Annotated in this window: 21 protein-coding genes; 11 read left to right on the top strand and 10 right to left on the bottom strand. The window is 73.9% G+C overall.

Annotated features, from left to right (window positions below):
* Window positions 1-38 precede the first annotated feature (38 nt).
* The 5 genes from OIE75_RS16575 to OIE75_RS16555 all read right to left on the bottom strand — a co-directional run bounded on the left by OIE75_RS16575 (window position 39) and on the right by OIE75_RS16555 (window position 6,314).
* Window positions 39-2,567, bottom strand: a complete 2,529-nt coding sequence (locus OIE75_RS16575; protein ID WP_329471351.1) for an ABC transporter permease — start codon at window positions 2,565-2,567, stop codon at window positions 39-41.
* Window positions 2,564-3,382, bottom strand: coding sequence for an ABC transporter ATP-binding protein (locus tag OIE75_RS16570; RefSeq protein ID WP_307013219.1), 819 nt, complete (start codon window positions 3,380-3,382; stop codon window positions 2,564-2,566). Before OIE75_RS16570 ends, OIE75_RS16575 begins: the two co-directional genes overlap by 4 nt.
* Window positions 3,383-3,536: 154 nt before the next feature.
* Window positions 3,537-4,211, bottom strand: a complete 675-nt coding sequence (locus OIE75_RS16565; protein WP_307013217.1) for a response regulator — start codon at window positions 4,209-4,211, stop codon at window positions 3,537-3,539.
* Window positions 4,208-5,446 carry a sensor histidine kinase gene (locus tag OIE75_RS16560; RefSeq protein ID WP_329471350.1) on the bottom strand — a complete coding sequence of 413 codons (1,239 nt, stop codon included), beginning with the start codon at window positions 5,444-5,446 and terminating at the stop codon, window positions 4,208-4,210. The genes OIE75_RS16565 and OIE75_RS16560 overlap by 4 nt, the downstream gene beginning before the upstream one ends.
* A 187-nt stretch (window positions 5,447-5,633) precedes the next feature.
* Entirely contained in the window at window positions 5,634-6,314 is a 681-nt protein-coding gene (locus OIE75_RS16555) for a GDSL-type esterase/lipase family protein (protein ID WP_307013213.1), read from the bottom strand.
* A gap of 121 nt (window positions 6,315-6,435) precedes the next feature.
* Between OIE75_RS16555 and OIE75_RS16550 the strand changes: the two genes are divergently transcribed.
* Window positions 6,436-7,416 (top strand): WD40 repeat domain-containing protein, encoded by a 981-nt coding sequence (locus OIE75_RS16550; protein ID WP_329471349.1) that lies wholly within the window; start codon window positions 6,436-6,438, stop codon window positions 7,414-7,416.
* Here OIE75_RS16550 and OIE75_RS16545 read toward each other — a convergent pair.
* Window positions 7,390-8,205 (bottom strand): TetR/AcrR family transcriptional regulator, encoded by an 816-nt coding sequence (locus OIE75_RS16545; RefSeq protein ID WP_329471348.1) that lies wholly within the window; start codon window positions 8,203-8,205, stop codon window positions 7,390-7,392. The two genes, OIE75_RS16550 and OIE75_RS16545, sit on opposite strands and share 27 nt — an antisense overlap.
* A 90-nt stretch (window positions 8,206-8,295) precedes the next feature.
* Between OIE75_RS16545 and OIE75_RS16540 the strand changes: the two genes are divergently transcribed.
* Window positions 8,296-9,297, top strand: coding sequence for an ATP-binding cassette domain-containing protein (locus OIE75_RS16540; RefSeq protein ID WP_329471347.1), 1,002 nt, complete (start codon window positions 8,296-8,298; stop codon window positions 9,295-9,297).
* Window positions 9,294-10,121 (top strand): ABC transporter permease, encoded by an 828-nt coding sequence (locus OIE75_RS16535; protein WP_307013205.1) that lies wholly within the window; start codon window positions 9,294-9,296, stop codon window positions 10,119-10,121. Before OIE75_RS16540 ends, OIE75_RS16535 begins: the two co-directional genes overlap by 4 nt.
* 21 nt (window positions 10,122-10,142) lie before the next feature.
* Here the strand turns inward: OIE75_RS16535 and OIE75_RS16530 are convergent, their stop codons facing one another.
* Window positions 10,143-10,715 carry a GNAT family N-acetyltransferase gene (locus tag OIE75_RS16530; protein ID WP_329471346.1) on the bottom strand — a complete coding sequence of 191 codons (573 nt, stop codon included), beginning with the start codon at window positions 10,713-10,715 and terminating at the stop codon, window positions 10,143-10,145.
* A 62-nt stretch (window positions 10,716-10,777) separates the two neighbouring features.
* On the opposite strand from OIE75_RS16530, the gene OIE75_RS16525 reads away from it, so the two are divergent.
* Entirely contained in the window at window positions 10,778-11,521 is a 744-nt protein-coding gene (locus OIE75_RS16525) for a hypothetical protein (protein WP_329471345.1), read from the top strand.
* A gap of 82 nt (window positions 11,522-11,603) precedes the next feature.
* Here OIE75_RS16525 and serC read toward each other — a convergent pair whose 3' ends face one another.
* A complete protein-coding gene (serC, locus tag OIE75_RS16520) occupies window positions 11,604-12,722 on the bottom strand; it encodes a phosphoserine transaminase (protein WP_307013199.1) in 1,119 nt (372 codons plus the stop codon).
* Window positions 12,723-12,833: 111 nt separating this feature from the next.
* Between serC and OIE75_RS16515 the strand changes: the two genes are divergently transcribed.
* The 3 genes from OIE75_RS16515 to OIE75_RS16505 all read left to right on the top strand — a co-directional run bounded on the left by OIE75_RS16515 (window position 12,834) and on the right by OIE75_RS16505 (window position 18,069).
* Window positions 12,834-15,692 (top strand): FAD-binding and (Fe-S)-binding domain-containing protein, encoded by a 2,859-nt coding sequence (locus OIE75_RS16515; RefSeq protein WP_329471344.1) that lies wholly within the window; start codon window positions 12,834-12,836, stop codon window positions 15,690-15,692.
* A gap of 72 nt (window positions 15,693-15,764) precedes the next feature.
* Window positions 15,765-17,399 (top strand): VCBS repeat-containing protein, encoded by a 1,635-nt coding sequence (locus OIE75_RS16510; RefSeq protein ID WP_329471343.1) that lies wholly within the window; start codon window positions 15,765-15,767, stop codon window positions 17,397-17,399.
* Between the two features lie 109 nt (window positions 17,400-17,508).
* A complete protein-coding gene (locus OIE75_RS16505) occupies window positions 17,509-18,069 on the top strand; it encodes a DinB family protein (protein ID WP_329471342.1) in 561 nt (186 codons plus the stop codon).
* Between the two features lie 20 nt (window positions 18,070-18,089).
* Here OIE75_RS16505 and OIE75_RS16500 read toward each other — a convergent pair whose 3' ends face one another.
* A complete protein-coding gene (locus tag OIE75_RS16500) occupies window positions 18,090-18,707 on the bottom strand; it encodes a dihydrofolate reductase family protein (protein WP_329471340.1) in 618 nt (205 codons plus the stop codon).
* Between the two features lie 98 nt (window positions 18,708-18,805).
* Window positions 18,806-19,258 (bottom strand): NUDIX hydrolase, encoded by a 453-nt coding sequence (locus OIE75_RS16495; protein WP_307013187.1) that lies wholly within the window; start codon window positions 19,256-19,258, stop codon window positions 18,806-18,808.
* A gap of 215 nt (window positions 19,259-19,473) precedes the next feature.
* Between OIE75_RS16495 and OIE75_RS16490 the strand changes: the two genes are divergently transcribed.
* The 4 genes from OIE75_RS16490 (at window position 19,474) to OIE75_RS16475 (ending at window position 23,827) form a co-directional block, all read left to right on the top strand.
* Window positions 19,474-20,454, top strand: coding sequence for an EamA family transporter (locus OIE75_RS16490; RefSeq protein ID WP_329471339.1), 981 nt, complete (start codon window positions 19,474-19,476; stop codon window positions 20,452-20,454).
* A gap of 146 nt (window positions 20,455-20,600) precedes the next feature.
* Window positions 20,601-20,963: a DUF6247 family protein gene (locus OIE75_RS16485; RefSeq protein WP_329471338.1), complete on the top strand. Its 363-nt coding sequence runs from the start codon at window positions 20,601-20,603 to the stop codon at window positions 20,961-20,963.
* 402 nt (window positions 20,964-21,365) lie between these two features.
* Window positions 21,366-22,160, top strand: coding sequence for a TIGR03084 family metal-binding protein (locus tag OIE75_RS16480; protein WP_329471336.1), 795 nt, complete (start codon window positions 21,366-21,368; stop codon window positions 22,158-22,160).
* Complete coding sequence (locus OIE75_RS16475; RefSeq protein ID WP_329471335.1) at window positions 22,157-23,827, top strand: acyclic terpene utilization AtuA family protein; 1,671 nt, start codon at window positions 22,157-22,159, stop codon at window positions 23,825-23,827. The genes OIE75_RS16480 and OIE75_RS16475 overlap by 4 nt, the downstream gene beginning before the upstream one ends.
* The last annotated feature ends 10 nt before the right edge of the window (window positions 23,828-23,837 follow it).

Below are 23,837 nucleotides of genomic sequence, written 5' to 3'. Positions count from 1 at the left end.
CCAGCCAACGACTTGGAGTGCGCTCCAAGCAAGTGATCTCAGCCGTCCCGGTCGCGCAGTGCCGCCCGGGCGGGGAGCGTCACGGAGAGCAGGCCGAGGGCGACCACGACCGCGGCGAACGTGGCGTACAGCAGCGGCGGGACGTGCGGGGACTCGCCCGTCAGGCCGCGCATCATCGGGGTCAGCGTGATCATGGCGATGGCGGTGCCCAGCGCCACGCCCGCCACCGACACCAGCAGCGACTCCCAGCGGAGCATGCGCAGCACCTGGCGGCGGGTGGAGCCGACGAGGCGGAGCGCGGTCAGTTCGCGGCGCCGGTCGAGGACCGTCATCACCAGGGTGTTGACGGCGGCGACGGCGGCGAAGCCGCCCAGGACGGCGGCCATCGTGTAGTTGGCCCAGGCGCCGAGTTCACGCTCGACGTTCCGCGCGAGGGCGTAGCCCGACGCGTCGGTGACCTCGCCGAGCGCGGCGAGCGGCCCGGCCTCGCCGCCGCTCACCAGCAGCGTGCTGTCGAAGGCCGAGGTGACGTGGCCGGCCAGGGAGGCGCGGTCCATGGTCACCGCCGCCAGGCCCAGGCCGCGGCCGTAGACCGCGACGACTTCCGGGCGGGCCCGGGTGCCGTCGGGGAGGTAGAGCGGCAGTGCGTCGCCGACCTCGACGTCCGCCGCGGTGGCGAGCGTCCTGTCGACCGCGATCCGGCCCGCACCCACGCGGTCCAGGCTGCCGCTGCGTACGTCGAGGTCCTGCACCTCGGCGAGCTGGGCGCCGGAGCCCGAGATGCCCTGGGCCGCCGACGCCTGGAGCGACGTCTCGCCGCCGCCCCGGACGGGGACCAGCACCTGGGTGTCCAGCAGGCTCACCGCCGCTTCGACGCCGGGAGCGCGGGCGGCCCGGCCGGCGGCGTCGGCGGGCAGGCCCGCCGGGTCGGTGACGACGTGGTCGGCGGTGAGGCCGGCGCGGAGCTGGTCCTCGGCGGTGCGGCTCTCGCTCGTGTGCATGAAGACCAGCGTCGAGGCGAAGGCCATCGCCATCACGATCGGGGTGAGCGCGGACGCCAGCCGGCGGGCGTTGGTGCGGGAGTTGGCGGCGGCCAGCGCGGCCGGGGCGCCGCCGCCGCGCAGCAGCAGGCCGAAGAGCGCGGCGCACAGCCGGGCCACCACGGGGCCGAGCAGGGCGACGGCCAGCATGAAGAGCATGATGACGCCGAGGGAGGCGTTGGCCGCGTCGCCACCGGCGGCGGAGGCGGCGACGCCGGCCAGGACCGCCGCGCCGGCCAGGGCACCCAGTCCGAGGACGGTACGGACGACGCCCGGCCGCAGCCGCTCCACCGAGGCCTCGGCGAGTGCCTGCCCCGGCTTGATCCTCGCGGGCCTGCGCCCGGCCGCCCAGCCCGCGCCGAGCGCCGTGAGCAGCCCGGCACCGACGGCGGCGAGGGGCGGGAGCCACGAGACGTGCAGCTCGACGGCCTCCGGAATCGCCCCGCGGTCCTTCAGCTGTCCGAACCACCAGTTCGCCAGCGCGATCCCCGGCAGGCAGCCGAGCAGCCCGGCGAGCGGCGCGACGAGCAGTGCCTCGGTGGCGACCGCGCGGCGGATCTGCCGCGGGGTGGCGCCGACGGCGCGCAGCAGCGCGAACTCGCGGCCGCGCTGGCCGACGGAGAGGGCGACGGTCCCGGCCGCGGTGAAGACGGCGACCAGGGTGGCGACGCCGCCGAAGGAGCCGCCGAGTCCGGTGAGGGTCTCCTTGGCGTACGCCAGGCCGTGGTCCTCGACCTCGCCGCGGTCGTCGCCGGTGCGGACCAGCGCGTCGGAGCCGGCCAGGGACTTCCCGACGGCCGCGGCGAGGGCGTCCGTGCCGGTGCCGTCCTCGGCGAGTACGGCGATGGCGTCGGCCTTGCCGGGGTGCCCCGCCAGCACGGGTGCCTCGGTGTCGGCGAACCAGGCGGTGGCACCGCCACCGGCCCTCGCGCCGGACCCCGCGGTGTCACCCGGCCCGGCCTCGGCCAGCCCGGAGACCCGGAAGACGGCGCGGCCGGCGGCCGTTTCGAGGGCGACGGAGTCGCCCACGGCGGCCTGCGCGGTACGGGCCGCGGCGGCGTCGAGCACCACCTCGCCCGCGCCGGGTGCGGCGCCCTCGGTCAGCGCGGTGCCGGTGAAGGCGTGCGAGCCCCAGCCGTGACCGGTGAGTCCCGCGCCGCCGGGGCCCGCACCCTGCCGCACCGGGAAGGTGAAGTCCGGCACCGCGGCCGCGGCACCCGGCGCCCGGGCGGCCTTCGCGGCGAGCCCCGCGTCCACGCGGGCGGTGTCCGGCAGCGGGAACGCGCTCTCCTCCGGGCCGTCGATGGTGTCGGCGACGAGGCGCGCGGACTGGTCGGCCGCCGCGACCACGGGGGCGTTCGCGTACCGCTCGGCCGGCACCGAGGCGCGGACGCCGCTCTCCAGCAGGACGCCGTAGGCCGTGACGATCAGCGCCGACATCATCAGCGCGACGAACGTGCCCGCGAACGAGGCGGGTTTGAAGCGCACGGCCGCGCGCGCGAGGCCGTTCGGGGCGAGGCTCCTCATGCCGCCACCCCCGCCATCACGTCCGTACGGGCGGTGAGCGCCGCCATGCGTGCCGCGATCCGCTCCGCCGAACCGCGCTCCAGGCTGCCGGCGAACCCGCCGTCGGCGAGGAAGAGCACGCGGTCGGCCCAGGCGGCCGCGGCCGGGTCGTGGGTGACCATGACGACGGTGGCGCCGAGGGTGTCCACCGCGTGCCGGAGCAGGCCGAGGACCTCGGTGGCGGTGCCGGTGTCGAGGGCGCCGGTGGGCTCGTCGGCGAAGACCACGTCGGGGGTGGTGACCAGGGCGCGGGCGACGGCCACGCGCTGCTGCTGACCGCCGGAGAGTTCGCCGGGGCGGCGCCGTGCCTTGTCGGCCAGCCCGACCTGGGCGAGTACGGCGGCCGCGCGGCGCCGGTCCTGGCGGTGCCCGGCGAGGCGCAGGGGGAGCAGGACGTTCTGCTCCACGGTCAGCGACGGCAGCAGGTTGAACGCCTGGAAGACGAAGCCGAGTCGGCTGCGGCGCAGTTCGGTCAGCTCGTTCTCGCTCATGCCGGTGATCTCCGTACCGCCGAGGCGCACGGACCCCGCCGACGGCCGGTCAAGGCCGGCCGCGCACTGGAGGAAGGTGGACTTGCCGGACCCGGACGGCCCCATGACCGCGGTGAACGTGGAGCGCGGGAGGGCGAGGTCGATGCCCGCGAGCGCGTGCACGGTGCCCGCGCCCCGCCCGTACTGCCGCCGGACACCGCGCAGTTCGACGGCCGGTCCGGGCGTCCCGGCCGGGGCCTCCGGCCGGTCGTCCGCCTTCTGCCGCTTGCCGCCGCGTAGCCTCATGTTCCGTCTCCCTCGTCCGTTCACTGCTTCGACGGGATGGAGAGTGCGGCCTCGGCTACGCCCCGGGCGTCATACCGGGGAGCCAATGTGGGGGTGCTACCGGGGTAGGGGGTGGCGGAGGAGGGAGCAGGAGGGGAACGGGACCTGCCGGAGGTCACTCGCCCGGCGCCACCAGCCCCGATTCGTATGCGAAGACCACCGCCTGGGCGCGGTCGCGCAGGTCGAGCTTGGTGAGGACGCGGCTCACGTGGGTCTTCACGGTCTGCTCGGCCAGTACCAGCGTCTGGGCGATCTCCGTGTTGGACCGGCCGCGGGCCACCAGGGTGAGGACCTCGGTCTCGCGTTCCGTGAGGGCCTTCAGGCGCAGCGCGGGCTTGCCCCGGGCGGCGGGGCGCTGCCGGGCGAAGTCCGCGATCAGGCGGCGCGTCACCGAGGGGGCGAGCAGCGCGTCGCCCGAGGCCACGACGCGTACCGCCGCGATGAGGTCGGCGGGCGGCGCGTCCTTCAGCAGGAAGCCGCTCGCGCCCGCCCGCAGCGCCTCGTACACGTAGTCGTCGACGTCGAAGGTGGTCAGCATCAGGACGCGCGGCCGGTGGGTGACGCCCGGCGGGGGCGACAGGAGGCGGCGTGCGGCCTCCAGGCCGTCCATCTCGGGCATGCGGACGTCCATCAGCACGACGTCGGGCCGGGTGCGCCGGCTCAGCTCGACGCCCTGTGCGCCGTCGGGCGCCTCGCCCACCACGTCGATGTCGGCCTGTGCGGCCAGCAGCGCGGCGAAACCGGCCCGCACCATGGCCTGGTCGTCGACGATCATGACGCGCGTGGTCATGTGAAGTCCTCTTCGGTCAAAGGGAGTCGGGCGGCGATCCGGAACCCGCCGTCCGGCAGCGGCCCCACGTCGAGGGTGCCGCCGATGATGCGTACCCGCTCGCGCATGCCGACCAGGCCGTGCCCGGTGCCGCCCACCTCGAGCGGCGCGGCGGGCGGCTCCGGCGGCGGCCCGTTGACGACCAGGACGGTGAGCCGGCCGCCGCCGTCCGCGACCGGCTCCGACACCGACAGCGACACCCGCGTCGCGGCACCCGGCGCGTGCCGTACGACGTTCGCGAGGGCCTCCTGGACGATCCGGTACGCCGAGAGGCCCACCGCCTCCGGCACCTCGGCGTCGCAGGGGGTGAACTCCACCGGCCCGACGGTCCTCGCCGTCGCCTCCACCAGCTGCGCGATCTGCGGGAGGCCCGGCTGGGGCACCAGCTCGCCGTGTGCCTCCTCGTTGCGCAGCACGCCGAGGAGCCGCCGCATCTCGCCGAGCGACTCCCGCGCGGTCGCCGCGATGGAGGTGAACTCCTCCCGCACGTCCGGCGGCAGCGTCGCGAGGCGGTACTCCGCGGTGTCCGCCTGCACCGTGATGACGGACATGTGGTGCGCCACCACGTCGTGCAGCTCGCGCGCGATGCGGGCACGTTCCTCCAGCAGCGTCCGCCGCCCCCGCTCGGCCTCGCTGATCGTCTCCTGCTCGGCCAGCCTGCGCTGCACCTCGTGCCGCTCGCGCAGCACACCGCCCAGCAGGAGCGCGACGCCGCCGAGGATGGTGAGCAACAGGCCCTTGGCGCCGAAGCCGTGGGGTGCCGCGAAGCCCAGGCCGACGTTGGCGGCCGCCGTCGCCAGCCACACCAGCAGCAGCGTCCGGCGCCGCTCGCGCAGGCCCAGGGCGAGGCACAGGCCGATGTACCCGACGATCCCCATGGGCGGGAACGGCCACAGCAGGCGCGCTTCGAAGTCGACGGTGAGCAGGGCCAGCGCCCCGGCCACGTCCGCGGCGAAGATCACGTACCAGGCCCGCAGCGGGTGTGCGACGGCGAGCAGCAGCGGCGCCGCCTGTGCGACGGCCAGCGCGCTCGCGAGGCCGCCGCCCAGACCGTAGTCGGCGGTGAGGACCACGATGGTGGTGGGCAGCAGGGCGACGGACAGCACGAACGCCACGGCCCACGGCAGCAGCCGTACCCACCACCGCGAAGCCCCCGCGAGCAGCGCGCGAGGGCGACCCTCCTCGACTGAGGTCATGGGCACCAGCCTATGCGGGGCGGGACGGCGTCCGGACAGGTGCACGGCGTCGGTTCCTCCTCCCTCCGAAGCGTCCGGCGTGACGGACAGGAGGATAGGAAGACGGCCGGGGGCGTGGCGTCACCCTGGGGAGCCAGGTCGTCAGTGGTACCCGGGTAGGGGGGGTGGGTCGGGTGCCCGCGGTGGTCTACGCGGCGGCCGAGTAGGGCCCGCCGAGTCCCCACCCCTCGTCCATCGCCTCGGCGAACGCCGCCGCGATCCGGTGCTCGCCGCTCTCGTTCGGGTGGGTGCCGTCGTACGTGTCCGCGTGGAACTCGTACTCCGCGGGCGGCGGGACGAGCAGCAGGGAGGAGCGCGGCTCGTCGAGTTCGGCGACGGTCTTGGCGAGGAGTTCGTTGAAGCGGTGGACCTGCCCGGCGAAGGTGGGGTCCGCGTCCACCCGGATGTTGTGCAGCACCGGCATCACGGCCATGCGCACGCGCGGGTTGGCCGAGCGGGCCTCGGCGACGAAGGCGCGGGCGTTGTCGGCGGTCTGCTCCGCGTTCGTGTAGAAGCCGAGGTCGATGAGGCCCAGGGAGACCAGGAGCACGTCCGCGCGGTACTCCCGTACCGTCTCGGCGATCAGCGGTGTCATGTGGTGCCAGCCCTCGCCCCAGCCGGCCAGGTGGGCGCGCGGGAAGCCGGGTTCGGCGTAGGCGTACGAGGTGGGGGCGTCCGTCACCTGGTCGTGCAGCGTCTCGCGCGGGCCGACGCAGGTGAAGGGGCGGCCGTACGAGGCGCACAGGTGCTGCCACAGCCGGTAGCGCCACGTGTGTTCGCCGGCGCTTCCGATCGTCATGGAGTCACCGACGAACATGAACCTGAGCATCCGCTCATCATGGACGATCGGTCCGGCCGGCGCGACGTGACCCCGACCACCCGGGATGTGAGCCCGGCCACCCAGGGTGACCGCCCGCGTGAACGCCCGCGCGGGATGGCAGGCTTGGCGCATGCGCCGACCCCTCGCCCTCCTCGCCGCGGCCCTCCTCGCGGGCGCGTTCGCCGTGCCCGCCTCCGCAGCCGACGGCGTTGCCGGGAGCGAGGGGTTCACGATCAAGGACCCGCGCATCACCGAGTCCAGCGGCCTCGCCGCCTCCCGCCTCCACCCGGGCGTCTACTGGACGCACAACGACCAGGACAACGGGCCCTACCTGTACGCCGTCGACGGCGCCACCGGCGAGACCGTCGCCCGCGTCGCCCTCTCCGGCGTCGGCAAGCCCCGCGACGTCGAGGCGATCGCGGTCGGGCCGGGCAACAGGATCTTCGTCGGCGACATCGGGGACAACCTCGGCGGCACCTGGCCGTACGTGTGGATCTACGAGCTGCCCGAGCCGAAGGAACTGAAGGACCAGACCGTCAAGGCGACGCAGTACGTCGTGAAGTACGCGGACGGCGCCCGGGACGCGGAGTCGATGGCCGTCCACCCGCAGACCGGGCGGGTCTACCTCATCGACAAGAACGAGGACGGCGGGCACCTCTACGAGGGCCCGGCGAAGCTCTCCGCCTCCGGCACCAACGTCTTCAGGCCCACCGTCCCCGTCGACCTCTGGGCCACCGACGCCGCGTTCTCCCCGGACGGGAAGTCGCTCGCTGTGCGCGGCTACCTCGGGGGCATCTGGTACGACTGGAACGGCGGGAAGATCCAGCGCAAGGACCGGATCAGCGTGCCCCTCGGGCAGGGCGAGTCCGTCACCTACACCACCGACGGCGTGAAGCTGCTGCTGGGCATGGAGGGCGCGAGCAGCCCGGTCAAGGCCCAGGACGCGCCCGGCGCGGGTGACGGGGCGGGCGGGGGCGGCTCCGACGCCTCGGGCGGGGGCGGCGACGGGTGGGGTGTCCCGGGCGGGGACACGTTCAAGGTCGGGGCGGCCGGGCTGGTCGTCGCGTGCCTCGCGCTGTTCGGGCTACGACGGCTGTTCCGGCGGCGCTGAGCAGTCGGAGCCGGTGTCCGTGGCGGGGACCGGTGCGGCTCTCCGGGCGGCCGCGAAGACCTCGAGACCGTCCAGGATGCGCTGCAGACCGAACTCGAAGTGGTCGAAGCCGGGGCCGAAGGTGTCCTCCGACAGCCCGGCGAGGACGGGGTAGCGCCCGCTGGTCATGGCCTTCACCATCATGGGTTCCTGCGCCGCCCAGAACTGCGCGTCGGTGAGCCCCGAAGTGCGCTCGGCCTCCTCCGCGTACACCTGGGTCCGGGCGGCCCCGATGACGTACCCGTCGATCAGGAGGATGGCCGACAGCAGTTCGGGGTCGGTCAGCCCCATCGGCTTGATCCGGGTGAGCACCTTCTCCATGCCGTCCAGCGCGCTCGGGCCGAGGATCGGGCGGGAATTGTTGACCTCCAGCAGCCAGGTGTGGCGGCGGTAGAGGGCGAGCGTGGCGTGGCCGAGGGCGTGCAGTGCCGAGCGCCAGTCGCCGTCGCCGAGGTCGGCGGGGTTCTCCGAGGGGCGCTGCACGCGGTCCAGCATCAGGTCGAGCAGCTCGCTCTTGCCGGGGACGTAGCGGTACAGGGACATCGTGCCGGTGCCCAGCTCGGTGGCGATGCGGCGCATCGAGAGGGCGCCGAGCCCCTCCCGGTCCGCGACCTCGACGGCGGCCTCCACGATCCGCTCCAGCGTCAGGCCGGGCTTGGGCCCCCGGCTGGGGCGCGGGCCGGTGTCCCACAACAGTTCGAGGGTGCGGGCGATGTCGCCGCTGCCGCTGGTCTCCGTGCCGCTCGCCATGGGGTCAGTCTAGGGCCGCGGAAAAAAACTGGGTACGGCGTACGCGTAATCGGGTACGGTGTACTCAGTTGGCGAGTGAGAGGGGGACCCATGAGCGACGGACACGCGGTTCGCGCCGAGGGCCTGGAGAAGCGCTACGGCGAGAAGCACGCCCTCGACGGCTTCGACCTGGCCGTCCGCGAGGGCACCGTGCACGGCCTGCTCGGGCCGAACGGCGCGGGCAAGACCACGGCGGTACGCATCCTGTCCACGTTGATCCGGTTGGACGGGGGCCGGGCCGAGGTGGCCGGCCTCGACGTCGCCCGGCAGCCGCGCGAGGTGCGCGCCCGGATCGGCCTGACCGGCCAGTACGCGGCGGTGGACGAGGTGCTCACCGGCCGGCAGAACCTGGAGATGTTCGGGCGCCTGTTCCACCTCGGCGGCCGCCGGGCCCGCGCCCGCGCCGTCGAGCTGCTGGACCAGTTCGACCTGAGCGACGCCGCCGACCGGGGCGTCGGCAAGTACAGCGGCGGCATGCGGCGCCGCCTGGACCTCGCCGCGTCGATGATCCTCGCCCCGTCCGTCCTGTTTCTGGACGAGCCGACGACCGGCCTCGACCCCCGCAGCCGGGGCGAGGTCTGGGAATCGGTGCGGGCCCTGGTGGCGGGCGGCACGACCGTGCTGCTGACCACGCAGTACCTGGAGGAGGCCGACAAGCTGGCCTCCCGCATCACCGTCATCGACCAGGGCCGGTCCATCGCCGACGACACCCCGGACGGCCTGAAGAACCTGGTCGGCGGCGACCGTGTCGAGGTCGTGGTCGCCGAACGGGCCGACCTGGCAAGGGCGGTGAAGGTGGTCGCCCGGGTCTGCGAGGGCGAGCCCGAGGCCGACGAGGAAACGCTGCGCGTGCACGCCCCGGTCGCCGACCGGGTGTCCGCGCTGACCGAGGTGGCGCGCACCCTCCAGGACGAGGGCGTCGCGGTGGAGGACATCGGGCTGCGCAGGCCGAGCCTCGACGACGTGTTCCTGCGCCTGACCGGACACCGCACGGATCGCACGGATCGTGTGGATCGCACGGATCGTGCGGAGAAGGAGATGGTGACCGCATGAGCGCCCTCGACCTGACGACTGGGGAGACCGGCGGTCGCGGGCGTCTGTACTGGCTGCTCGCCGACTGCGGCAACCTCGTCCGCCGCGGCCTGCTCCACTACCAGCGCCAGCCCGTCAACATCGCCTGGCAGCTGGGCTTCCCGATCCTCTCCGTCCTCCTGTACGGCTACGTCTTCGGCAGCGCGATGACGGTGCCGGGCGGCGGGGACTACAAGGACTTCCTGATGCCGGGCATGTTCGTGATGACCATGGCGTTCGGGTTCATCAACACCGCGACGCTCGTCGTCTACGACTCCACCAAGGGCGTCATCGACCGCTTCCGCTCCATGCCGATGGCCTCCTCCGCGGTGGTGGCCGGACGCGGCGTCACCGACCTGCTGGCCGCCTGCGCCGAGTTGGCCATCATGATGCTGACGGCGATGGCCATGGGCTGGCGCCCGGACGGCGGCTGGGGCTTCCTCGCCGCGTTCGGGCTGCTGCTGTGGCTTCGGTTCGCGCTGATCTGGATCGGCGTGTGGCTGGGCCTGCTCGTCCCCAACCCGGAGGCGGCGGGCGGCCTGTTCGCGGTGGCGTTCCCGCTGACGATGATCTCCAGCATCTTCGTCGCCCCGCAGCTCATGCCCGACTGGCTGGGCTGGGTGGCCGCCTGGAACCCCATCTCCTCCACGGCGGCGGCCGCCCGCGACCTCTTCGGCACCCCGGTCGGCGGTGGCGACACGTGGATCGAGCAGCACGCGCTGCTGATGGCGGTCGTGTGGCCGGTGATCCTGACGGCGGTCTTCCTGCCGCTGGCGGTACGGCGGTTCCGGCGGCTGAGCCGGTAGGCACCGGCGGGGTGCGGTCCCTCAGCGGGAGGGGACGGGTGCGGGCGCCGACCGCCATTCGCGCCGGAGCAGTCCGTACACCCACGTGTCGGACACGTCGCCGTTCACGACGCAGTCCTCGCGCAGCGTCCCCTCCCGTACGAAGCCGATCTTCTCCAGGACCCGGGCCGATGCCGCGTTGCGCGTGTCGGCCTCGGCCTGGACCCGGTTCAGGTCGAGTGTGTCGAAGCCCCACCGCAGCAGGGCGTGCGCGGCCTCCGTCGCGTAGCCGTGGCCCCACATCGCCTCTTCGAGGCAGTAACCCATCGACGCGCTGCGGAAGTCCGCGTTCCGTTCGCCCAGGAAGCACCAGCCGACGAAGGCCCCGTCGGCGGAGCGCTCGATCGCCACCCGCGCGCCGGTACCTTCCTCCGCCATCCTTCCGGACCGCGCGACGAACAGCTCACCGCGCGCCCGGTCGGTCCACGGTGGGGAGTCCCAAAAACGCATCACGCGGGTGTTGCTGTGCAGTGCGAAGAGGGCGTCCGCGTCGTCGGCGGCGAAGGGCCGCAGGCGCAGGCGGGCGGTGTGCAGCACGGGAGTCGTCAGGGCCATGCCCGCCATCCTGGGCCTTCTCGCGGTTCGGTGCGCGGCAATTTCACTAGGAGGGCGGCTTCGTGCTCGCCGTCGAGTCGCAGGGCAAGCCGGATCCGGACAAGCACAACAGCTGGACGTACTACTTGGCGCACCTCTACGCCAAGTACCGGTTGCCGCCCTTCCTTCTGGTGGTCTGCAAGGACAAGGCGACCGCGTCGTGGGCGGCGGAACCGATCCGTGTCGGTCGCGGCTTCCACACGAGCATGGTCGTCTTCCCGCTGGTCCTGGGGCCGGGCACCCTTCCCGTGATCACCGAGGCGGACGAGGCGGCCCGGGACCTTGGAGTCGCCGTCTTCTCCGCGCTCGCGTACGCCAGGGATCCGGGGCTGACTGCCATACTGGACGCGCTGGCGTCAGGAGTGGCGGACGACGCCGAAAAGTCCGGGTCCACGGGCAGCAGCGGGACGGACGAGGGCGGGGACGTGGACCGTGTGGACTGGGCGGAGATCGTCGAAATCGGGCTGGGTGAGGGCCCGGGTCGTGACTACTGGAGGCATCTGATGGCCACTTACACCCCGAACTTTCCGGGCAGCAACACGATCGTCGAGGAGTCCTGGCTCGAAGGCCGAGCCAAGGGTCAGAGCGAGGGCAAGGCTGAGGGCAAGGCCGAGGACATCCTGCACATCCTCGAAGTGCGGGGTATCGAGGTTTCCGACTCCGTCCGGGAGCGGGTCACCGACTGCACCGACCTCGACGTGCTGGGCACCTGGCTCGACCGCTCCCTGAGCGCGGCACACGCCGAGGAGTTGTTCGGCGAGGGGTAGAGCGGAGCGTACGGATGCGCGGAGGGCGCCCGGCGGTTGATCCGCCGGGCGCCCTCCGTCGTCGTACGTGCCGGAGAAGCCGTTACAGCTTGTCGATCACGTAGTCGACGCACTTCGTGAGTGCCTCGACGTCCGCCGGGTCGATCGCCGGGAACATCGCCACGCGCAGCTGGTTGCGGCCCAGCTTGCGGTACGGCTCGGTGTCGACGACGCCGTTGGCGCGCAGCACCTTGGCGACGGCGGCGGCGTCGATGTCGTCGGCGAAGTCGATGGTGCCGATGACCTGCGAGCGCTTGGCCGGGTCGGAGACGAACGGGGTGGCGTACTTGGCCTCCTCCGCCCACGAGTAGAGGCGGGTCGAGGAGTCCTTGGTGCGGCCGGTGGTGAAGTCCAGGCCGCCCTGGCCGTTCATCCAGTCCAGCTGCTCGCCCAGCAGGAAGAGCGTGGCGAGGGCCGGGGTGTTGTACGTCTGGTTCTTGCGGGAGTTGTCGATCGCCGTCGGGAGGGAGAAGAACTCCGGGACGTGGCGGCCGGACGCGTGGACCCGCTCGGCGCGCTCGATCGCGGCCGGGGAGAAGACGCCGATCCACAGGCCGCCGTCGGAGGCGAAGGACTTCTGCGGGGCGAAGTAGTACACGTCGGTCTCGGCGATGTCGACCGGCAGACCGCCCGCGCCGGACGTCGCGTCGACCAGCACCAGGGAGCCCTCGTCGGCGCCGGCGACCCGCTTGATGGGCATGGCGACGCCGGTCGAGGTCTCGTTGTGGGTGAACGCGTACACGTCCACACCGGCCTCGGCGTGCGCGTCGGGGTGGGTGCCCGGGTCGGAGGAGACGACCGTCGGCTCGGCCAGCCAGGGCGCGAGCTTCGCGGCCTTGGCGAACTTGGACGAGAACTCGCCGAAGCTCAGGTGCTGCGACCTGTTCTCGATCAGGCCGTGCGTCGCGACGTCCCAGAACGCGGTGGAGCCGCCGTTGCCGAGGATCACCTCGTAGCCGTCGGGGAGCCGGAACAGCTCGCGGATGCCCTCGCGGACCTTGCCGACCAGGTTCTTGACCGGAGCCTGTCGGTGGGAGGTGCCGAGGAGGGACGTACCGGTGGCGGCCAGGGCGTCCAGCGCCTCCACCCGCACCTTGGAGGGGCCCGCGCCGAATCGACCGTCCGCGGGCTTGATGTCAGCAGGAATCTGGATCTCAGCCACGTGCCGGAGGGTATCCCGTCGGCCAAACCGGGCGAAGCCATGTCCGTCCGATGAGACGAGATCTCCGCCTTGCGGACCTGTAGCGAACCACAAGAGCCCATGCTGGATGACATGACCGATCTGGAGGCAGCACTGCGCAGGGCCGTCCGCGGCGAGGTCGGGTTCGACGTCACCTCCCGCGCGCTGACGACGATGGACGCGTCCAACTACCGGAGGGTCCCGCTCGGCGTGGTGGCGCCCAGAGACGCCGACGACGTGGCGGCCGTGCTGGGGGTGTGCCGGGAGCACGGGGTGCCGGTCGTCGCGCGGGGCGGCGGCACGTCGATCGCCGGGCAGGCGACCGGCACGGGCGTGGTGGTGGACTTCACCCGGCACATGAACCGGCTGGTCTCCCTCGACGCGGAGGCGCGGACGGCCGTGGTCCAGCCCGGCCTGGTCCTCGACCGCCTCCAGGACGCCGCCGCCCCGCACGGCCTGCGCTTCGGCCCCGACCCCTCCACCCACAGCCGGTGCACGCTCGGCGGCATGATCGGCAACAACTCGTGCGGCTCCCACTCGGTGGCGTGGGGCACGACGGCGGACAGCGTGCGCGAGCTGACGGTGCTCACCGCGCACGGGAAGCGGCTCCGGCTCGGGCAGGAGTGGGCCGGGGCGCCGGACGGCCTGCGCGACCTCGTGGACGGCGGCCTGGCACGTCTGCGCACCGGCTTCCCCGACCTCCCCCGCCGCATCTCCGGCTACGCGCTGGACGCGCTGCTGCCGGAGCGGGGCGCGGACGTCGCCCGCTCCTTCTGCGGCTCCGAGGGCACGCTGGGCGTGCTGACCGAGGCGTCCGTGCGGCTGGTCGAGGCCCCGCGCGCGCGTGCGCTGGCGGTGCTGGGCTACGCCGACGAGGCCGGGGCGGCGGAGGCGGCGGCCGGGCTGCTGCCGTACGGCCCGCTGACGGTGGAGGGCATGGCGGCCGACCTGGTGCCGTCCACCGAGGGGCTGCCCCGGGGCGGGGCCTGGCTGTTCGTGGAGACCGGCGGCGACTCGGGGGCGGAGGCACGCGCGCGTGCGGAGGCGATCGTGCGGGCGGCCGACGTCGTCGACGCGCGCGTGGTGACCGACCCGGCGGAGCAGCGGACGCTGTGGCGGGTACGGGAGGACGCGAGCGGTACGGCCACGCGGATGCCGGACGGGGCGGAGGCGTGGCCCGGCTGGGAGGACTGCGCGGTGCCCCCGGCCCGCCTCGGCGCCTACCTGCGCGACTTCAGGGCGCTGCTGACCTCGCATGGTCTGCGCGGCACACCGTACGGCCACTTCGGCGACGGCTGCATCCACGTACGCATCGACTTCGACCTGCTGACGGACGCGGGCGTCGCGCGCTTCCGCCGCTTCTCGGAGGAGCTGGCGGACGTCGTCGTGACGCACGGGGGCTCGCTCTCCGGCGAACACGGGGACGGGCAGGCGCGGGCGGAGCTGCTGCCGCGGATGTACGGGGAGGAGACGGTCGCCCTCTTCGAACGCGCGAAGGCCGTCTGGGACCCGGACGACCTCCTCAACCCGGGCATGCTGGTCCGCCCGGCGCCGTTGGACACCAACCTCCGCTTCTCCGTCCTGCCGCGCGAGCCGGTGGACGTGGAGTTCGGCTACCCGTCCGACGGCGGTGACTTCTCGGCGGCGGTACGACGCTGCGTGGGGGTCGCCAAGTGCCGTACGACGTCGGCGGCCGGCTCGTCCGTCATGTGCCCGTCCTTCCGCGCGACCGGGGAGGAGGAGCACTCCACCCGCGGACGCGCCCGCCTGCTGCACGAGATGCTCGCGGGCGAGCTGGTGACGGACGGCTGGCGGTCGACGGAGGTCCGCGACGCGCTCGACCTGTGCCTGTCCTGCAAGGGCTGCCGCTCCGACTGCCCGGTCGGGGTCGACATGGCCACGTACAAGGCGGAGTTCCTGCACCACCACTACGCCGGGCGCCGTCGCCCCGCCGCCCACTACGCGATGGGCAGGCTGCCGGTGTGGCTGCGCTGGGCGGCGCGGGTGCGGGTGGCGCCGGTCGTCAACGCGCTCGCCTCCGTCGGCCCGCTGGCGGCCGTGGCCAAACGCCTGGGCGGCATCGCTGCCGAGCGGGACCTGCCCCGCCTGGCCCGCGAGCCGTTCACCCGCTGGTGGCGCGGGCGCGCGGCGGACCCCGGGCGGACGGGCGACCTGGTCGTCCTCTGGCCCGACACCTTCACCGAACACCTCTCGCCCTCCGTGGGCCGGGCGGCCGTACGGGTACTGGAGGCGGCGGGGCTGCGGGTGGCGCTGCCACCGGCGCTGCGGGGACGCGCCCCGGTGGGCGACGGCACGTCGATGTCGTCGGCGGCGCTGTTGTGGACCCGCCGGGGCCGGGTCTGCTGCGGACTGACGTACGTGTCGACGGGCCAACTGGACCAGGCCCGCGTGGTGATGCGGCGCACGCTGGACCTGATGGCCCCGGTGCTGGAGACGTCGGCGCCGGTCGTCGTCCTGGAACCCAGCTGCGCCGCCGCCCTGCGCACGGACCTCCCGGAGCTGCTCCACGAAGACCCCCGGGCGGCTCGGCTCGCCGCCCGCGTACTGACCTTCGCGGAGGCCCTGGAACGCCACGCCCCCCACTGGGCCCCGCCCGCCGTGGACCGCCCGGTCACCGGTCAGACCCACTGCCACCAGCACGCGGTCCTGGGCGACGCCCCCGACCGCCGCCTGCGCGAGGCGGCGGGCCTGACCGGCGAACTGACCGGCGGCTGCTGCGGTCTCGCCGGCAACTTCGGTTTCGAGAAGGGCCACTACGAGGTCTCGGCCGCCTGCGCGGAGGACCGGCTCCTCCCCGCGGTGCGCGAGGCCCCGGACGGCGCGGTGGTCCTGGCGGACGGCTTCTCGTGCCGCACGCAGTTGGAGCAGTTGGCGGGGGTGCGGGGGCGGCACTTGGCGGAGGTGCTGGCGGAGGGGTTGGGGGAGGAGTGACCGCGCGGGCCTCGGTCCGGCGCCCGACGGGTGATCGGAACCGCGTGCCGCCGCCGGTGCGTGATCATTCGTATGGACGGTTCGGATGATCAGGACGGCACCCCGCGGCGGCGCGTCGGCAGGCGGACGTGGCTGATCGCCGGTGTCGCCGGTGTCGTCGCGGTGGGTGTCGTCGTGGGGGTGGTGGTCGTCGGCGGGGAGCCGGCGGGCGTCGCCGCGCCGTACGCGTGCCGGGCCTCGGGGGAGGGCGCCGCGCTCGCCACCGCGCCCGCCACCGCGGCCGCGTCGGGACGGCCCGCGTCTGGACGGCCCGCGTCGGAGAACACCGCGCCCGCCACGAAGCGCCCCGCGCAGAAGGGCACCGTGCCCCCGGCCGACTTCGACGGGGACGGCAGCCCCGACCTCGCCTTCGGTTCCGGCGGCAGTGTCGAGGGCGGGAGCGGCGGCGGGAGTATCGAGGTCGCCTACGGGACGGGGGACGGGACGCGGGTCGGACGGTGCCAGTACCTCACGCAGGACGACCCCGGGATCCCCGGGAACAACCGCGACGAGGCGTTCTTCGGGACGGACGTGGTGGCCCGGGACTTCGACGGGGACGGGTACACCGACCTCGCCACCGCCGTCTTCGACTGGAAGCCGAGCGTGATCATCGTGTGGGGGTCGGAGAACGGGCTGGCCGGCGCCACGCGCGTGCCCGGCACCGACGGCAGCCACGTCGCCTGGGACAACGACCCTCTCCTGGACGAGCAGCTCGCCGCCGGTGACTTCGACGGGGACCGGCATCCCGACCTGGTCTTCGGGCTCGGTTCCGACAAGGGTCTGCTCAAGGGCCCCTTCCGGCGCGACGGTACCCCGGCCGGGACGGACCACGTCCCCGCCCCGCGCAGGCCCGCGCCGGAGGTCGGCAACGCCAACTACGGCGACCTCGTCGCCGGGGACCTCGACGGCGACGGCGTCGACGACCTGGTGAGCTTCCACAACGCCGACCCGGACCCCGAGGGCCCCTGGTCCGAGCAGGTCAGACCCGTGAGCTACCTGCACGGCGGCCGGGACGGCTTCACGCAGCCGCGGGGCCTCCGCCTCCCCGACGCCGGGACGGGGGCCATCGGCGACGTGGACGGCGACGGCTTCGGCGACCTCGTCCTCACCCCCCGGGGCGGCGACGCGAGCCGCAGCTCGGTGACGGTCGTGTACGGCTCGGAGTCCGGGCCGGGCGAGCGGACGACGACCGTGGACCGCGACACCCCGGGCGTGCCCGGCGAGGAACCCCAGGACGAGGACGCCGTCCTCGCCCCCCTCGACGTCGGCGACGTCAACGGCGACGGGTACGCGGACGTGGTCGCCGGCGCGCCCCGGTGGGACATCTACGGGAAGCCCGGTCCCGAGCAGGTGGTGTTCCTGGCGGGCGGTCCGGACGGACTCGGCGGCGCGGGCGCCCGCCTCTTCGACGGGGCCGACTTCGGCGCCGACCCGGAGGGCAGGGCCGACTTCGGCACCTCCCTCGGCCTCACCGACCTGGACGGCGACGGCCACGCGGACCTCGTGGTGACCGCTCCGGGCAGCGACACGGTCGACGGCGCCGGGTGGGTGCTTCCCGGCACGGCCGAGGGGCCCGCGACCGAGGGCGCGGTCCGGCTGTCCGCGGACGACTTCGACGACACGGAAGGGCTTGGCCTGCTGATGGGAGGCGCGGGGATCGCCCACTAGGCCATCGGGCGTCCGTCCCGGCACCTCGATCTAGGACCTGATCCGACCTACATCCCCCGTAGCGTGGTCTCACCGACGGAGCAGGAACACCGGAAGACGGAGATGGACCATGCCCTTCGAAGAGACCCTCACCGGCGCCCCGACCACCCGCGACGCGGCCGCCACCGGCGAGCGCGCCGACCTGCTGGAGATGCTGGCCAAGCACCGGCATTTCCTGCGCTTCACCACCCGTGACCTCACCGATGAGCAGGCCGGCCTGCGGCCCACCGCCAGTGAGCTGTGCCTCGGCGGTCTGATCAAGCACGTGACCTCGGTGGAGAGGGGCTGGGCGGACTTCATCCTGGAAGGCCCGTCCGCGATGGGGGACTTCACGGCCATGACCGAGGCCGACTGGGCCCAGCGGGCCGACGAGTTCCGGATGCTGCCCGGCGACACGCTGGCCGGTGTGCTGGCCGACTACGCCGAGACCGCCCGCAGGACCGACGAGCTGGTCGCCGCCCTGCCCGACCTGGGGGCCACACAGCCACTGCCGAAGGCCCCCTGGTTCGAGGCCGACGCGCACTGGTCGGCCCGCCGCGTGCTGATGCACGTCATCGCCGAGACCGCCCAGCACGCCGGCCACGCCGACATCATCCGCGAGTCCCTGGACGGCGCCAAGAGCATGGGCTGACCTGCGGATCTTCCCGCACGTCACTTCACGAAGCGGTACTTCAGGTGCGCCGCCAGGGGCGTCTCGACCGCCCCGACCTGTTCGAGGTCGCGCCGCCCCGCGTCGCCCAGCCCCTCGAAGAGCCGCAGCCCGCCGCCGAGGAGGACGGGCACCACGTGCAGCTGGAGCTCCTCGACGAGCCCCGCCGCGAGGTACTGCCGCACGGTGTCCGCGCCGCCCGCGATGTCGACGTTCCGGTCGCCGGCGGCGGCCTCGGCCCGCTCCAGGGCGCTGCGGAAGCCCTCGGTGACGAAGTGGAAGGTGGTGCCGCCCTCCTTCACCAGGGTGGGGCGGGGGCGGTGGGTGAGGACGAAGACCGGGGTGCGGAAGGGCGGGTTGTCGCCCCAGAACTCCTCGCCCAGGTCGTACATCGTGCGGCCCATCACCACCGCCCCGGTGGCGTCGAACCACTCGCGGACCAGCTCGGAGTCGCGGTTCTCGTCCCCGCCGGTCAGGCCCTGGCGCTCCCGCCAGCTCGCCAGGGTGTGGATCCAGTCGAAGATGCGCTCGGCGCCGTCGCCCCCGGGGTTGTCGCGGGAGACGTTCGGGCCGGCGACGTAGCCGTCGAGGGTGATGGCGAAGTCCGCGGTGACGGTCATGGGGGCGCTCCTCGGGTCGGGGGCGGGTCGTGGGGTGTACTGCCTTCACCCGTGCGTCGATCGGGAGCCCCCGCTTTCGACACCGCCCGCGAGATTCCTCAGGGCGCCGTCTCGCCCCGCACCAGCGGACCGCACACCGGCTGGCTGTCCTCGGGCAGCTCGTCGGGGCGGCACCAGCGGGCCTCCAGGATCTCGAAGGGGTCGATGCGGAGTTCGCCGCCCAGCAGCCGGGCCTCGTAGGCCACTTCGAGCCGGGTGCGCAGGCCGCTGTTGAGCATGACCAGGCGGCCCACCTCCACGTCGAGGGCGGTCTCCTCCTTCACCTCGCGGACGACCGTCTCCCGGAAGTCCTCGCCCTTGCGCGCGAAGCCGCTCGGCAGACCCCACTGGCGGCCCGGCGGCCACATCCGGTGCTTCAGCAGCAGGACCCGACCCTCGTCGTCGCGCACGACGCCGGTCACGCCGACGACGTACTTGGTGTGCAGGAGCCACATCACACGGCTCTGAACGGGGCGCAGCAGGCGCCAGAGGCGGGCAACGAGTCGTCTCACGGTGCGGACGCTACCTCCTCGCCGACACGGTCCTTCGGGCGAGTCCGCCCACATGCCGGAAGTCCGTTGACAGCGACCCTCCCCGCTCGCGACAGTTGCGTGGCGGGGTCATGCGCCTGACGTGGTCCATTGCTGTGCACCGTGACGTACAGTGTGATGCACCATCTCGTGTCCAGCCTCCTCCCCGGACCTACTGCCGACTACCCGGAGCCACCGTGAGCACCCCCAGCACCCCGTCCCCCGCCGCCGCCCCCGTGGCCGGCGCGGAGGCGGCGCCCGCCACCGGCCATCAGTCCGTGCCGGGCGGGCGACGGGGTTCCCTCGGCCCGGTCGGCCTGGTCCTCGCCGGCGGCCTCTCCGTGCAGTTCGGGGCAGCGCTCGCGGTGACCCTGATGCCCCGGGCGGGGGCGCTCGGCGTGGTGACCCTGCGGCTGGCCGTCGCCGCCGTCGTACTGCTGCTGATCTGCCGGCCCCGGCTGCGCGGGCACTCCCGCGCCGACTGGGGCACGGTCGTCGTCTTCGGCATCGCCATGGCCGGCATGAACGGCCTCTTCTACCAGGCCGTCGACCGCATCCCCCTCGGCCCCGCCGTCACCCTGGAGGTCCTCGGCCCGCTCGCCCTGTCCGTCGTCGCCTCCCGCCGCGCGGTCAACCTGGTCTGGGCTGCGCTCGCCCTGGCCGGCGTCTTCCTGCTCGGCGGCGGCGGCTTCGAGGGCCTCGACCCGGCCGGTGCCGCCTTCGCGCTCGGGGCGGGCGTGATGTGGGCGGCGTACATCGTCTTCAGCGCACGCACCGGGCGCCGCTTCCCGCAGGCCGACGGGCTGGCGCTCGCGATGGCGGTCGGCGCGCTGCTGTTCCTGCCGCTGGGCATCGCCGAGTCGGGCGGCAAGCTCCTGGACCCGGCCACGATCGCGCTGGGCGCCGGGGTCGCCCTGCTCTCCTCCGTCCTCCCCTACACCCTCGAACTCCTCGCCCTGCGCCGCCTGCCCGCCCCCACCTTCGCCATCCTGATGAGCCTGGAACCCGCCATCGCCGCCACGGCCGGCTTCCTCATCCTCGACCAGGCTCTCTCCGCCACCCAGTCCGCGGCCATCGCCCTGGTGATCGCGGCCAGCATGGGCGCGGTGCGGACCCAGGTGGGCCGGGGGAGCCGCGCGAAGCGGCAGTTGCCGGGGCCGGGGGCCGACGGCCAGTAGAGGGCGGGCGCGGGTTTCCCGACCGTGCCGCGACGTGGTGCGGGTGGGACTAGAGTCGGGCTCGTGCCCCGTACCACCCCGCACCCGGCACCCCGGGTCCGGCGTCCGTCCGGTCCGTCCGCCGGGGACACGAAGGAAGCGGCAGCATGGGTCTCCAGCACGCCGAGGCCATCGGCGACCGACCACTGATTCCACGCCCGGAGCGCACACCGGGCGCCCTGCGGGCCGCTTACGCGGTCGTGGCCCCCGAACTGCTGACGGCCTACGACCGTGCGAAGGACCAGGCGCTGGCGGACGCCGTGGACGGCGGTTCCCTCAAGCCGGTCCACGCATACCTCTGGCACTGGGCCGCCCTGATCGAGATCGAGCGTCATCCGGCCGTGGCCAAGGCATATCACCGCGCCGAGTACCTCGCCCGGGTCGCGCCCACGCCGGACGAGGCCCGGGCGCATCTGATCACGGCAAGCACTCTGTACCGCGAGGCGGCCGAAGCGGTGCGCGCGGAGTGACCTGGCGGTGGGAGTACGTGCCCGACGAGGAGACCGTGGCGGCAGGGGCCCCGGCGGAGTTCCTCTCGGCGGTTGAGAAGAAGGCCGACGAACTCGTCCGAGCCGCGGAAGCGCTCCACCTGCACGGACCCGCCTTCCAGGGCGCGGACGAGGGGCCGAGCACGCGTTCGTCGGTGGAGGCTTCTTCGTCTACATGGTCACACCACGCTCGAAGCTCGTCACCATCTGGCAAGTAGCCCCCGACCCCCTCTCCTGACGGGCCGGTACGGGGTCGTCGAGCGATCGCGCCGCCACGGACTGCCGTCCGACAGAAATCCAGCAAGCGTGCTTGATTGTTTCTGAACCCCCTGCCATGCTCCCCCCACACCGCGCCGCGCACCACCGTGCCCGAGGGGAGCGATCGTGTCCGACCCGACGCCCGTGATCGACGATCTGCGCGAGGAGAGTGAGGAACTCGACGCGCTGGTGGCCCGGTTGGAGCCCGGGGAGTGGCGGATCGCCAGCCCCGCGCCCGGCTGGACGGTCGCGCACCAGGTCGCGCACCTGGCCTGGACCGACCGCGCCGCCCTGCTCGCCGTCACCGACGAGGACGGCTTCCGGGGGCTGGTGGAGCAGGCCCTCGCCGCGCCCGACCGGTACGTCGACGACGGTGCCGAGGAGGGCGCCCGGCAGGATCCGGACGAGCTGCTGGCCGCCTGGCGGGAGGGCCGGACCGCCCTCGACGGGGCACTGCGCGCCGCCGCACCCGGCGCCCGCTTCCCCTGGTACGGCCCGCCCATGGCCGCCGCCTCCATGGCCACCGCCCGCCTGATGGAGACCTGGGCGCACGGCCTGGACATCGCGGACGCGCTCGGCGTCGTGCGCCCGCCGACCGACCGCCTCAGGCACGTCGCCCGCATCGGCGTCCGCGCCCGGGACTTCGCCTACGCCGCCCACGGACTCACCCCGCCCGCCGAGCAGTTCCGCGTCGAACTCACCGGCCCGGGCGGCGAACTCTGGGCGTACGGCCCCGAGGACGCCCCGCAGCGCGTCACCGGCCCCGCGCTCGACTTCTGCCTGCTCGCCACCCAGCGCGCCCACCGCGCCGACCTCGCCCTCACCGCAGAAGGCCCGGACGCCGACCACTGGCTGGACATCGCCCAGGCCTTCGCCGGACCACCGGGAGCCGGGCGGAAGCCCAAGGGGGCGGCCAGGTGAGCGTGGTGCGCGTCGGCAACGCCTCCGGCTTCTACGGCGACCGCTTCGACGCCATGCGCGAGATGCTCACCGACGGCGCCCTCGACGTCCTCACCGGCGACTACCTCGCCGAGCTGACCATGCTCATCCTGGGCCGCGACCGGCTCAAGAACCCGGACGCCGGGTACGCCCGCACCTTCCTGCGGCAACTGGAGGAGTGCCTCGGAATCGCCCACGACCGGGGCGTCAGGATCGTCAGCAACGCCGGCGGACTCAACCCCGCCGGACTCGCCGACGCCGTACGCGCCCTCGCCGGCCGCCTCGGCATCCCCGTACGGGTCGCGCACGTCGAGGGCGACGACCTCACCGCCGCCCACCCGGGGACCCTGGCCGCGCACGCCTACCTCGGCGGCTTCGGCATCGCGGAGTGCCTGCGCGCGGGCGCCGACGTCGTCGTCACCGGACGCGTCACCGACGCCGCCCTGGTCACCGGGCCCGCCGCCGCGCACTTCGGCTGGGCCCCCACGGAGTACGACCGGCTCGCGGGCGCGGTCGTCGCCGGGCACCTGCTGGAGTGCGGGGCGCAGACGACCGGCGGCAACTACGCGTTCTTCCAGGACGGCGACGTACGGCGGCCCGGCTTCCCCCTCGCCGAGATCCACGCCGACGGCACCTCGGTCATCACCAAGCACGACGGCACCGGCGGCTTCGTCGACACCGGCACCGTCACCGCCCAACTGCTGTACGAGACGGGCGGCGCCCGGTACGCGGGACCCGACGTCACCGCCCGGCTGGACACCGTACGGCTCACCCGGGACGGCCCCGACCGCGTCCGCGTCGAGGGCGTGCGGGGCGAGGCGCCGCCGCCCACCCTCAAGGTCGGTCTCAACCGCCTCGGCGGCTTCCGCAACGAGGTCGCCTTCGTCCTCACCGGCCTCGACGTCGAGGCCAAGGCCGCGCTGGTCCGCACGCAGCTGGAACCCGCGCTCGGCAAGGCCGCCGACGTCCGCTGGGACCTGGTCCGCACCGACCGGCCCGACGCGCCGACCGAGGAGAGCGCCAGCGCCCTGCTCCGGCTCGTCGTCCGCGACGCCGACCAGCAGGTCGTGGGGCGGGCGCTGAGCGGCGCCGCCGTCGAACTGGCCCTCGCCAGCTACCCCGGCTTCCATGTGCTGGCGCCCCCCGGAAAGGGCGCGCCCTACGGCGTCTTCGAGGCCGTCCACGTCCCCCGGAACACCGTGGATCACGTGGCCGTCCTCCACGACGGGCGCCGGGTCCCCGTGCCGGGCACCCAGGACACCGCCGTACTGACGGACGTACCGGAACCGCCCCTGCCGCCGCCGCTCCCACCGGGTCCCGCCCGCAGCGCCCCCCTCGGCCGCGTCGCCGGCGCCCGCAGCGGTGACAAGGGCGGGGACGCCAACGTCGGCGTCTGGGCGCGCACCGACGACGCCTGGCGCTGGCTCGCGCACGAACTGACCACCGACCGCTTCCGGGAACTGCTCCCCGAGACCCGCGACCTGCCCGTCACCCGGCACCCGCTGCCCAACCTGCGCGCCCTCAACTTCGTCGTCGAGGGCATCCTCGGCGAGGGCGTCGCCGCCCAGCACCGCTTCGACCCGCAGGCCAAGGCGCTCGGCGAATGGCTGCGCGCCCGCCACCTGGACATCCCGGAGGTCCTGCTGTGACCGTCCCGCC

Origin of the sequence: Streptomyces sp. NBC_01723, from assembly GCF_036246005.1 — a bacterium.
Classification (GTDB): Bacteria; Actinomycetota; Actinomycetes; order Streptomycetales; family Streptomycetaceae; genus Streptomyces.
This window is presented reverse-complemented; position numbering and strand designations above follow the sequence as displayed.